The sequence below is a fragment of the Frankia sp. AgPm24 genome (assembly GCF_023243055.1).
GTDB classification, from domain to species: domain Bacteria; phylum Actinomycetota; class Actinomycetes; order Frankiales; family Frankiaceae; genus Frankia; species Frankia umida.
The window spans coordinates 77817-89331 of record NZ_JALKFW010000185.1 but is presented as its reverse complement, the minus strand read 5'-3'; the positions used below and the strand labels follow the sequence as shown (position 1 = coordinate 89331).

Here is an 11515-nt window from a genome sequence, read left to right as displayed (position 1 = left end):
CCTTCAGCCGGGCGATCCAGCCTTGGATCCGCCCGCGACGGTTACTGCCCCGCCTGGCGCGGGCGAGCCGGCGTTGCCACCGGTGCAGCCGTTCGGTTTCGGTCGGCAGCAGCCCCGGGCAGGTCCGCAGCTCGCCCGTCGACAAGGCCGCGGACACGGCGACCCCACGGTCCATGCCCACCACCTCACCCGTGCCGGGCGGGTCGATCGGCACGGGCACGGCGGCGAACGCCACATGCCAGCGGCCAGCCCGGTCGCGGGTGATCCGGTAGGACTTGAAGCCGGGGACCTTCCGCGATACACGGAACTTCACCCAACCGATTTTCGGTACCCAATAGCGGGACCATCGCCGGTTCAGCTTCTCGACCCGAGCGTTCTTCCCGACGACCTGGAAGCCTTCGGACTGGCCGCGTTTTCGGAACGTCGGCCGCCGATGCGACCCACCGAAAAAGTTCCGCACAGCCTGGTCGAAATCCCGCAACGCCTGCTGCTGGATGGTCTGCGACCCGGCTTTCAACCAGTCGAACTCCGCTCGCGCGTCGGTCAACTGCCGGCAGCGTTCCAGGTGGGTCGGCGGCTTTCCCCGATAGCGGGTCCACCACGACTGCTGTTCGACTGCCAGGTTCCACACATACCGCGCATGCCCGCAGTGCTCTTCGAGTCCGATGACCTGGGGCAGGCTGGTACGCCGATAGTTCCAGACCCAGCGCCAGAAGTCGGCGCGTTCCCACGACCGGCGGACCGCGCGCCACGCGCACCGGGCGAAGCCGAAGTCCAGCACGATGACGGTGTCCGCCGCCCGCAGCCGGACGGGGAGAACGTCGTGGGGGCCCAGGTCGCCGTCCATGATCCAGCGGTCGCGCGCGGCGAGAACCGCCTGGACGGCCGCCCACTCCTCGGGCGGTGTCGCGACCAGACCTGGCTGCCAGAAGTGCTTGTCCAGCTCGATGACGGGCAGCCCCGTGAGCCGACCCAGTTCGGTGGCCAGAGTTGACTTGCCGGCGCCGCCCCGGCCCAGAATGACGATCCTGCGCATGGTTGTCATGCTCACCCACCCGATCCCGTCAGGGCTGCCGGGTCGGGGTGCCGGCGCGGTGCCGAGCGGCTCGTCAGATCCGCAGATGTCGGCGGGGACCGGCGAAGGTACTGGTGACCTCGCCGAGGGTGGTGTCACCGGGGTACGCCCCCAGCGCGACGATCGTGTCATCACGATCAGCACCGGCACCGGTACCGACCGGGATGGCCCACAGGATCGACTCGGCGACGGGGAGCAGCGCGACGAGCACGTCGTCGTCGTCCATCTGGGCCGCGAGCCACGAGACGCGATCGGACTGCAGGGCGCAGACGAGGGTGACCTCACCGCCGCCGCTGACCGGTTCGGAGCGCACCCGCGCGAGCTGGCCGGACTCCTCCAGCGCGTCGGTGAACTGTACGGCGAGGCGCTCCCGGTCGTAGAGCTGCCCGTCCTGGGCGACCCGCAGGACGACACCATGCAGCTCCCGCTCGTGGTGCACCTGGAACTCGATCTCGGTGTCCTCACCGAAGTACCAGCCGAGCACCTCGGGCAGCACGTCACGCAGCTCCGCCGCGGCCGGCTGCACCATGGCGAGCCCGGGACACTGCGGCGACCACGCCGACCAGGAGGGACCATCCGGCCGCACGATCAGTGAGACCGGCCTACCCACGTTGGAACACCATCACATGACCCCTCCGCCGACCCGGCCGGTGTGGATCAGTATCCGCGTTCCCCCGGTCGCTCGGGAGCCGTTTGGGCTAAAGGTTGCGCCGATTACGCCCAACATCGAGCGTCACCCGCACAACAATCACTCCGTATCGGAGGTCACGACCAGCTGACTATGGGACATTTCCGACGTGCCGGAAGACGGACCACAGCCGGAAGACCCACCACGGTCAAAGAGCCGGCCACGGACCCGAGCGGCAGGCCCCGCGGGTGGCCCGCATGCTCGTCGCACCGGGGGCATCCTGGTCCGACCGATCACCGCGGACGAGGGGCCGCTGCTGCGCCGGCTGCGGTTGGCCTCGGTCGCCGATGCCGGGATGGCCTTCTGGCACACCGCCGAGGTCCTGTCGTCGTGGCCCGCCGACGAGTGGACTCGCCTGGCCCGGGCCGCGACCTACTCGACCACCGACCTGATCGTCCTCGCCCAGCACGGCGATCAGGCGGTCGGTCTGCTGCAGGGGCTGACCCCGTCGGACCGGCCCTGGCTGCGGGAGCTGGCCTCGATGTGGATCGCGCCGCGGGTCCGCGGGCAGGGCGGCGCCGACGCGCTGGTGCTGGCGGCGCTCGACTGGTCGTACCGGGTCGGCGCCGAGGCCGTGAAACTCTGGGTGGCCCCCGGGAACCCGGCGGCCCGGCGCCTCTACGCACGGCACGGTTTCGTGGTGCTGGGCGGGCCGGAACCGACGACGTCCGACCCGCTCGTGCGCACCTTCATCCCGATGCTGCGGACGTTGTATCCGGCCGCGCCCCATCCGACCCCACCCCGTCCATGATCATTTCATGGACGAAGCCGAGTTTCGCCCGGACGGCCGGGGTCAGGACGAACGGGTAGAGGTCGTCACGTCCCATGCTCCGGTTGATGGCGTTGAGCGCGTAGGTCAGCGGCAGCCACTGATCGATGATCGCGCGGATCGACGCCCGCCCGACCGAACCGGCTGATCCGTTGGCACCGACCGACCCACCGGCACCGACCGACCCAGCACCACCGGCCGTGCTCCAGGGATCGGCACCGTCGGAGAGGTTCGTGAGGTCGGACGGATCAGGCGGGCCGTACAGGTCGGACACGTCGGCGGGCTCGGCGGAGAGGCTGTTCGAGGGCACTCCGAACGCGGCCAGGTCGGGGCCCGCGACCTGGAGGCCGAACTCCGCGGACGTCCGCAGGGTGTCGCGGATGTGCAGGTAGTGGGCGAAGGTCTCGGCCCAGTCCTCCCACGGATGCATCGTCGCGTAGGCGCTGACGTAGGTGTCCCGCCAGTTCGGCGGCGGTCCCTGGGCGTAGTGCCGCTCCAGGGCGGCACCGTAGTCGAGGTCCGGGTCGCCGAACAGCTCCCGGAACCGGGCCGTGCGCGCCGGGTCGGCCCCGACCAGGGCCTCCCAGTAGTAGTGGCCGATCTCGTGACGGAAGTGCCCGAGCAGGGTGCGGTACGGCTCCCCCAGGTGGAGGCGGACCCGCTCCCGGTGGGCGTCGTCGGACTCGGCCAGATCCAGTGTGATCAGACCGTCGCTGTGACCGGTCACCACCGCGTGTTCGGAGCTGTTGAGCAGGTCGAACGCGAGCCCTCGCACCGGGTCGTCCCGCTGCGCGACGACCGGGAGGCCGAGTTCCAGCAGCTGCGCCACCAGCCGTCGCTTGGCGGCCTCGGCGCGAACGAACCGGTCCCGTCCGGTCAGGTCGTCGTCCGCCGGACGGGTCCGGGTCAGCCGGCAGCACCGGCACAGCTCCCCCGCACCGGACGAGTCGGCCGCACTGGCCGGCACCGGCACGAGCCAGTTGCAGCCGGCCCGCTCGCTGGCCGCACAGCGCTGGAACCAGCGCCGCCGCTCGGGTGGGACGCCGTCGAGCAGGTCCTCGGCGATCGGGTCGACTCCGATCGCCCGGTCGATGAGATCCGTGGCGGTCACCCGGCGCACGAGCGTCGGCGAGGCCACCTGGTACACCGCCTCGACCCCGGCCTGCCCGCCAGCGCCGTCGAAAGGTGTCCGCCCGATCGCCGCGGCGATCACCGCCACCGGCGGCAGCTCCAGGTACGCCGTAGCCGACCCCGACCATGCGTCAGCGAACGGCTGGCTGCCAGCGGACGTCCCGGTGCCAACCGACGACTCGGTGCCAACTGACGACTCGGTGGCAGTAGACGACTCGGTGGCAGTCGAGAGCTGGGGCGATCGGCCGGTGACCAGCGTGATGACCCGGCCCTGGTCCGGGTCGAAGCCGAGGGGCGCTCCGCAGCGCAGGCACACGGAGTTCTCAAAAAAGACCAGCTGCCCGCACCGAGCACATCCATTGACCTTCATCGACCCCTCCACCTCTGCCGTTTCGCGCCGGTGCCTACCCCCGCCCACGCGTGCAACGCCTCAGGACCGAACCTCGGTGCATGTTGTCCTTCGTCGTCCCGCCCTGTTGGCGACGGAGATCACGAAGACCCGACGGTTCCGGGCATCCACCCTGCGGTTATCCTTGACAGGCCCCCGAAACTTCCTCTATGGAGGACCAGCGCGAGGAGGTGGCCGCTGTGAGTTCTGGCGGGTGCTCCAGTAACGGCCGCTTCCTGCTCCTGGACGACAGCCGAGGCTGACTCCGGCTGCGGCGGCCCGGTCCCGAGCGCGCTTCGCGCCTGCGGCCGGTGACGCCCAGCCCACGTCCATGAAACCCGGGTGACGACTCCCCGGGGCACTGCCTGGGAAGGCCGGCTGCGAGCCGATCCTGGTCCTCCCACGTACCCGTTCACCCAGGTGAGCAGCGCGTGGTCGCGATCCGGGTCCTGTTCCGCTGCCGCGAACAGTCGCAGGGCGTTCCGTCCGGGCTGGCGTGGCACCGCGGGCGGATTCGCGCGCCCACGCAGGTCGCACGATGGCGTGTGTCGGGTGTGCTGGATGTCCGTTTCAGGCAGGGCACGAGCAGGTGCGGTCGATCAGCATCGTGAGTCGACCTGAGGCCGTCGCATCGCGCTCAGCATGCGCGCGGCCTGCTCGAATAACGCGCGCCCGGACGATCTCCTCGGCGCGCGGAGGGGGAGCTGTCATGGCCATCACCGCAACCCGCAACACGGGCCGCCGCCGGCCCCGCACCGATCGGCTCGATCTTCCCGGTACCAGCCGGGTGACCCTGCTGCCCCGGGTGGACCGGGAGAACGCCAGCCGGATAGCCGAGACGATCGCCCGTTTCCTGGGGACCGGACGGTATCTGGCGATCCAGACCGGCATCGTGATCGTCTGGATCGGGCTGAACGTCGCCGTGCCGCTCATGCGCTGGGACCCGTACCCGTTCATCCTGCTGAACCTGGCCTTCTCCACCCAGGCCGCGTATGCCGCGCCGCTCATCCTGCTGGCCCAGAACCGCCAGGACGACCGGGATCGGGCCAGCCTGACCGAGGATCGCGCCGTCGCCGGACGGATGCGCGACGACACCGAGTTCCTCACCCGCGAGGTCGCGGCGCTGCGGCTCGCCCAGAGCGAGGCGGCCACCCGGCAGTACGTCCGCGGCGAACTCGCCGGCCAGTTCGAGACCTTCCGCGGCGATCTGGAGCGACTGCTGGCGGCTCATCTGCCCATGACCGGTCTGCCCACGACCGGCGAGGGCCCCCGCCTGGCACCCCGCGCGGACACCCGCGCGGACGACCAGGGGACCACCGAAGGCGCCCCGTCCGCCGACCCCCACCCGACACCGGACGCACCGGACGCACCCGACGCACCGGCCGCACCCGTCACACCTGTCGCCGCGGCCACCGCCGCAGCCGCCCGGACGGGGCACACCGGCGCCCTTCCGACGGCCCGGGTCGCCGCCCGCACCAACACCCGCACCTCGACCGGACGGGCACATCACCGGACCGCGGCCTACGCCGGAGCCACCCACAGAGGGACGGAACGTCCGAAAAAGGGGGATTAGCCGCCGGTGGGCACCCGTCCGCGACACGTCGGCCGACTGCCCGATGCGGGCCGGCTCAAACCAGTAGCGTTCAGTAGGTGCGTGCCGGCCGGTCGTATCACTCTCATCCTGCCTCCTCTTTGGCAGTGAGAGCGAGCCGCACGTCGCGTACGGGACGCGGCGCGAAACGTCGCGTCCCGGCCCTGCTCGCCGCCGGCGCGCTGCTCGCGCTGACGCTGTGCGCGCCGGTGTCGGCGGCGCCCGCTCCGGCACCAGCCGCGCCCGCGGTGACCCCGCTGCGCACGGGTGACGCGGCCGCCCCGCCGGCGAACCTGACCGCCAAGGACTGGGTGGTCGCGGATGCCGACAGCGGGGCGATTCTCGCCGCGTCGCATCTGCATGACCGGGACATGCCCGCCAGCACCATGAAGATCCTCACTGCCCTGACGATTCTGCCGAACCTGCCGCCGGACCAGGTCGTCACCGTCGGGCCGGACTCGCCCCAGGTGGATGGCACCAAGGTGGGGCTCGTGCCCGGAGTCGGCTACTCCGTGCGCGACCTCGCCACCGCGATGCTGATCTCCAGCGGCAACGACGCGACCGTGGCGCTCGTCGACGCGGACGGCGGGTCGGCGGCGGTGCTGGCGCGGATGAACACCCTCGCCGGCTCTCTCGGCGCCCACGACACCGTCGCCGGCGACCCGACCGGGCTGGACAGCCCCGGCCAGCTGACCAGCGTCCATGATCTGGCCGTGCTGGGGCGGGCCGCGATCCACGAGCCGTCCGTACGCCCGTACCTGACGGTCCCACGCGCGTCCCTGCCCGGCCGGGGCGACCAGCGTTTCGAGATCCAGAACCACAATCTGCTGCTCAACCGGTACGAGGGCACCATCGGGGTGAAGAACGGCTACACGGTCGCCGCCGGGGCGACCTTCGTGGGCGCCGCCACCCGCGCGGGCCGTACCCTCGTCGTCGCCCTGCTGCGCACCGCGCCCGAGTTCGACCGCGACGCACGCGCCCTGCTCGACTGGGGTTTCGCCCACGGGAGCCAGATCACCCCGGTCGGCTACCTGCCGGACGCCGCGACCGGGCTGGCCGCGAGCGCGGCCGGCGCGGGGCCCGCGGGCGCGGCGGCCCGGACGGCACCCAGGGCCGACGCCCTGCCGGCGCCGAAAGTGGACGAGCACGGCGGCATCCTGCACGGCATCGGCCCGACCACCTGGATCGCGGTGTGCCTGACCGTGGCCGCCCTCCTGCTCACCATGGCCACCCGACGGCTCGGGCGACGGACCCGGCGGGCCCGGGCGGCCCGGGCGGCGGCGATGCGGGCCCGGTTCGCCGCGCAGGACGATGGCGGCGTCCGGCCCGGGCAGATCGAACGACCACCGCTGTCACGCGAGCGACGCCCGAACCGACCCGGTTACCGTCCCGACCACCAGGCCACCGACCGTCGTCTCGGACGCACGTCGACGGGCCGGCCCATCGATCGGTCCACCGCTCCGGTCCGCCGGCCGCCCGCCCCCGCGCCCGCCCCCGCGCACCCGCATCCCGATCCCACCGGACGCGGGGAGGCCCACACCGACGAGCTGTACTACGACCTGCCGCGCGAACCACCGCGGGAGCGGACCTACGAGGCGCCCCGGCGCCGACCCTCCTGAGGCCGCGGTTCCTCCTCGGACCCGGCCCCGACCTCGGTCCCGGGCGCGCCGAACGCGAAGAACCGCAGGGGCCGCCACCGTTGGTCGGCGCCGCGTCGGTAGAGGCCGAACCCGCTGACGTCGAACCGGGCCTGGTACTCGGCGAGCGCCGCGTAGGCACGATCGAGGCCGTCCGCGGGGATGTCGTGCGCGACCGTGACATGCGGGTGGTAGTCGAAGGTCAGGGGCCGCTCCAGCGGGCCGGAACGCACCGCGGCCGCCAGGCTCGCGCACTGCGTCGCACCGGCCACCACCGCGACGAACACCACCGGTGACAGCGGGCGGAACGTCCCCGACCCACGCAGCCAGATCGTGAACGGCTCGGGTGTCCCGGCGGCGCGAGCCAGGTGCGTCTCGATCGCCGGCAGGTCGGCGACGCGGACCGTGGTCGGGCCGAGCAGCGTCACATGCGGGACGATCAACGCGGCGTTGGGGTCACCGAGACGCTCCCGCCAGTCCTGCAACTGGGTTCGGTAGGGCTCGGGGATGCCGATCGCCACGCCGATGTCGGCCAGACCCGCCGCCTCGGACGTGCGGAACGGGTCCGCCGCCCGGACGGTGGTGGTCATCGCCGGCCGGCCCGCGAACGTCACATCCGCGCCGTACGACGGCGCCGTCTCGTCAGCGAGCGGCGCCGACTGGGCCCGTGCGGCGTCCTGGGTTCGTGCGGTGTCGCTGCCCGCCACTGGCACCGGAACCGGGTATCCGTTCATGCGACCGACAGCACGGCACGGTCGACCACGCCAGGTTGCACCCCGAGCGCCGTCACCCTGCGTGTAGGTATCCACGCGGGTGGGGGATCGATGGCCGGCCGGCGGGATCGGTGTCGGCAAGGTTGCATGCCGACATCATGGCCCACCGAGGCGGTCCGTCACCCGCGGACTGCCGGACCAGGCGGCCCGCCCGCGCGGACCATCCGAAAATTGGGCAACACGTCCATCCCGAACTGGTCAAACGCGCTGGACGTCCCGTACGTCCCCCTGCGACGGCCACACCGGCTGACCGTCGCGGACGGTCACAACGCCGAATCCGCCGCCGGTACGCGGCCCGCGGCGACGATGTCATCCGCCAGGGGTGGCCACGCCGCACGGGCCCAGTCGCCGAAGTCGCGGTCACTCAGAGCAACACAGCTGAGGCCGGCCGCGGGATCCACCCACAGGCACGAGCCGCCCTGACCGAAGTGACCGAACGTGTCGGGCGCGTTGGTGCGCCCGGTCCAGTGCGGCCGCTTGTGTCCACGGATCTCGAAGCCCAGACCCCAGTCGTTCGGCTCGTGGCGACCGAAACCGGGCAGCACCCCGGACAGCCCGGGAAAGGCGACCGAGGTGGCGGTGGCGACCATGCCCACCGAGAGCAGGGTGGGAGCGAGCAGTTCCGCGGCGAATCGGCGCAGGTCGTCCAGGGTGGCGTGCACACCGTGGGCCGGCGAGCCGGTCAGCTGGGCGCCGGCCATCCCCAGCGGGTCGAACACCGCCTCGGTCAGGTAGTCGGCGAACGCGATCCCGGTAGCCGCGGTGACAGCCTCGCCGAGCCGCTCGATGCCGGTGTTCGAGTAGATCCGCCTGGTTCCCGGGGCGGCCAGCACCCGCTCACCACCGAACTCGAGCCCGGACGCGTGCGCGAGCAGATGCGCCACCGTGGACGACGGGGGCCCGGCCGGATCGTCCAGTCCGATCGCCCCCTCCTCCACCGCGATGAGCACCGCGTAGGCCGTCAGCAGCTTCGACACCGACGCCAGCCGAAACGGATGGTCGGCCGGGCCCACCCGCCCGAGTTCGCGCACCCCGGCGGGCTCACGCCGAAGCACACAGACCGCGGCTGTCTCGACCGGCCACCGCGCCACCTGTTCCAGTGCGTCCACGTCCCGCACTGTACGAGGTTTCCCGGCCGGACTCGCCCGACCGGACGGGCCCCTCCGGCGGGCTCACCCGACGGGTCGAAGGCTGCCGCGGGGCGCTCGCCACGCGCCCTGGGGGCGGCTGCGAGACTGGCGATCGTGCAGATCCCGCCGTCGTCGTCAAGCTCATCGTGCTCATCGAGTCCGCCCAGCTCGCCCAATTCGTCAGATTCGCCCGATTCGGGCGAGGATATCCACTCGATCACCGCGGCCAGCCCCACCAGCCCCACCAGCCCCACCAGCCCGGTCGGCCCGGCCGGCCCGGCCGGCCCGGCCAAGGACGCCGGCACGATCACCATGGCCACCCCGATCGTGCGCGTCGACGAACCGGAGAACGCCCCGACCGGCACGATCGACGTGCTGATCGTCGGCGGCGGTCCGGCCGGATGCGCGGCGGCGCTGGCGGCCCTGCGGGAACGTCCCGGCGCGAACGTCGTGGTGGCCGATGCCGCCGCGTTCCCCCGCGACAAGACCTGTGGGGACGGCATCGCACCGCACGGCCTCGACGTTCTGCGCGACCTGGGTGTGACCGACGCGGTCGCCGGCTACCGGGCGGTGGAACGGATGCGGATGCGCACACCGGGCGGCGCCGAGGTGGCCACACCGTCCAGCCGGGCCAGTTACGTCGTACCCCGGCTGGTCTTCGACGCCCGGCTGATGGCCGCGGCCAGGGCACGTGGCGCCATGCTGATCCGGCGGCGGGTACGCACCCTGGAGTTCGCCGAGCGGCCGCGGCCCGACGGGCGGGGACGCGAACCCGTCGTCGTCGTCAACGGGACGCTGGCCGCCCGGGTGGTCATCGGTGCCGACGGCGCGAACTCGGTCGTGCGTCGCGGCCTGGGCCTGGTGGCCAACCCAGCGGAGTCGATGGCGATCGCCGTGCGCGCGTACGCCGCGCTGCCCGCCACGGACGGTCCGGCCGAGCTGTTCATCCACATGACCGACGAGGGCTGGCCCGCCTACGCCTGGTCGTTCCCCATCGGCGACGGACGGGCGAACATCGGCTACGGGATGCTGCGCTCCCGGCTCGCCCCCGGAGACGACGGTGCCAGCGCGAAGACCGTGCTGCACCGCACCCTGGAAAGAATGCTCCCGCGCACCCCGGCCGAACCGGACACCCTGCGGGCCCACCATCTGCCGCTGTCCACCCACCGACCACGCCAGCCGTCCGGCCCGGTCCTGCTCGTCGGCGACGCCGCGTCCCTGATCAACCCGCTGACCGGAGAGGGCATCTACTACGCCCTGCTGTCGGGAATGCTCGCCGGGCAGGCCGCTGTCAGCGCGGGCCAGCCAGCCGGCGCCGGACGGCTCTACCGACGATCGCTGGACGCCGAACTGGGCCGCCACCTGCGGCACACCACGCTGCTCGCCGGTCTGGTCGGACGCAGCGCCACCATGATGGACGCCGCCGCCCGGGCCGCCCGGACCCGCACCGAACTGTACGACTCGCTGGTCGAACTCGGACTTGGCCGTGGCACGATTCCGGCGAGCACCCTGACCCGCCTGGCCGTGCGGCGCGCGATGGCCGGCCGGCGCTGATCGTCCGCTCCCGGCGGGTGGCGGCGGGTGGCGGCGGGTCGCGACAGCGACCGGCGACGGCCGGCAGCGGCGGCCGGACGGGCCCACGCCGGGACCATGCGTCACACGGTGCGCACTGGCGTTCAGGGGCCGAGGTAGGGCACGGCGGTGGTGAGCCCGATCACCGCCCCGCCCAGCACCAGCAGCAGCAGGGTGTCGAACACCCGGCCGCGCACCGCGAGCAGGCCCACCCGCCGCGCCGGCAACGCCAGCCGGGCGCAGCCCGCCACCACCAGAACGACGCCGATCAGCAGCAGGCCTCGCCGCCACCGGTTCTGGGAGACCAGCCCGAACCCACCGGCCATGCCGACCAGGACGACGGCGAAGACCACCTCCCGGCGCAACCAGGCCACCAGCCCGAAGCCACGGCTCGGCCGCTGCCGTGTACCACCGCCGGGCGCATCCCCACCGGGCGCATCGCCACCGGGCACATCGCCACCGGGCGACGGGCGCTGGTCCCGCGCTGACTGATCGACGCCGGGCGAGCTGGCGGCCGGTCGACGCCGTGAGGTGCGCACCGGGGTGGTCGTCTCGGCATCGCTGTCGGGAACGCCGGGCGGCCAGGCAGCGGCCCGCGCACGCACCGCCGACCCCTCGGGGCTCTGGTAGCCGCTGCCGCCGCGGTCGTGGCCACCTGAATCCACCGCAGCCCACCTCCGGCGCCGGTCCTGCACGGCAGATGCCATCCCGAGGCCAGAACCCGGACAGACCGCCACGGATGGCGGCGCCCGGCCACGATG

Annotated in this window: 10 protein-coding genes and 1 pseudogene; 4 read left to right on the top strand and 7 right to left on the bottom strand. The window is 72.7% G+C overall.

Features of this window, described 5'->3' with window-relative positions; genetic code table 11:
• Positions 1–1051, bottom strand: a 1051-nt coding sequence (locus tag MXD61_RS13805) for an RNA-guided endonuclease TnpB family protein (protein WP_248813403.1), incomplete at its 3' end; no start/stop codon positions are given.
• A gap of 58 nt (positions 1052–1109) precedes the next feature.
• On the bottom strand, positions 1110–1685 hold the full coding sequence (locus tag MXD61_RS13800) for a hypothetical protein (RefSeq protein ID WP_248813401.1): 576 nt from the start codon (positions 1683–1685) through the stop codon (positions 1110–1112).
• Positions 1686–1872: 187 nt separating this feature from the next.
• On the opposite strand from MXD61_RS13800, the gene MXD61_RS13795 reads away from it, so the two are divergent.
• The gene (locus tag MXD61_RS13795; protein WP_248813399.1) at positions 1873–2514 is read left to right on the top strand and encodes a GNAT family N-acetyltransferase; all 642 of its coding nucleotides are present in this window, start codon (positions 1873–1875) and stop codon (positions 2512–2514) included.
• On the opposite strand, the gene MXD61_RS13790 is transcribed toward MXD61_RS13795, so the two are convergent.
• Both MXD61_RS13790 and MXD61_RS28870 read right to left on the bottom strand, forming a co-directional pair.
• Positions 2453–3652, bottom strand: coding sequence for a putative zinc-binding metallopeptidase (locus tag MXD61_RS13790; protein ID WP_374628911.1), 1200 nt, complete (start codon positions 3650–3652; stop codon positions 2453–2455). The genes MXD61_RS13795 and MXD61_RS13790 overlap by 62 nt on opposite strands.
• A 237-nt stretch (positions 3653–3889) precedes the next feature.
• Positions 3890–4033, bottom strand: a pseudogene (locus tag MXD61_RS28870) (zinc-ribbon domain-containing protein); the annotation flags it as partial.
• Positions 4034–4760: 727 nt separating this feature from the next.
• Here MXD61_RS28870 and MXD61_RS13785 point away from each other — a divergent pair.
• Positions 4761–5624, top strand: a complete 864-nt coding sequence (locus tag MXD61_RS13785; RefSeq protein ID WP_248813395.1) for a DUF1003 domain-containing protein — start codon at positions 4761–4763, stop codon at positions 5622–5624.
• 125 nt (positions 5625–5749) lie between these two features.
• Entirely contained in the window at positions 5750–7261 is a 1512-nt protein-coding gene (locus MXD61_RS13780; RefSeq protein WP_248813415.1) for a D-alanyl-D-alanine carboxypeptidase family protein, read from the top strand.
• On the opposite strand, the gene MXD61_RS13775 is transcribed toward MXD61_RS13780, so the two are convergent.
• Both MXD61_RS13775 and MXD61_RS13770 read right to left on the bottom strand, forming a co-directional pair.
• Positions 7231–8013, bottom strand: a complete 783-nt coding sequence (locus tag MXD61_RS13775) for a 2'-5' RNA ligase family protein (RefSeq protein WP_248813393.1) — start codon at positions 8011–8013, stop codon at positions 7231–7233. The genes MXD61_RS13780 and MXD61_RS13775 overlap by 31 nt on opposite strands.
• Positions 8014–8315: 302 nt before the next feature.
• Positions 8316–9161: a serine hydrolase gene (locus tag MXD61_RS13770; protein WP_248813391.1), complete on the bottom strand. Its 846-nt coding sequence runs from the start codon at positions 9159–9161 to the stop codon at positions 8316–8318.
• A gap of 333 nt (positions 9162–9494) precedes the next feature.
• Between MXD61_RS13770 and MXD61_RS13765 the strand changes: the two genes are divergently transcribed.
• Positions 9495–10736, top strand: coding sequence for an NAD(P)/FAD-dependent oxidoreductase (locus MXD61_RS13765; protein WP_248813389.1), 1242 nt, complete (start codon positions 9495–9497; stop codon positions 10734–10736).
• A 122-nt stretch (positions 10737–10858) separates the two neighbouring features.
• Here MXD61_RS13765 and MXD61_RS28080 read toward each other — a convergent pair whose 3' ends face one another.
• Positions 10859–11419, bottom strand: coding sequence for a DUF3017 domain-containing protein (locus MXD61_RS28080; RefSeq protein ID WP_248813387.1), 561 nt, complete (start codon positions 11417–11419; stop codon positions 10859–10861).
• Between the last annotated feature and the right edge of the window lie 96 nt (positions 11420–11515).

Excerpts from the sequence above, each read along its gene's own strand:
- MXD61_RS13775 (WP_248813393.1), bottom strand. The coding sequence starts at position 8,013 with ATGAACGGATACCCGGTTCCGGTGCCAGTGGCGGGCAGCGACACCGCA.
- MXD61_RS13785 (WP_248813395.1), top strand. The coding sequence starts at position 4,761 with ATGGCCATCACCGCAACCCGCAACACGGGCCGCCGCCGGCCCCGCACC.
- MXD61_RS13765 (WP_248813389.1), top strand. The coding sequence starts at position 9,495 with ATGGCCACCCCGATCGTGCGCGTCGACGAACCGGAGAACGCCCCGACC.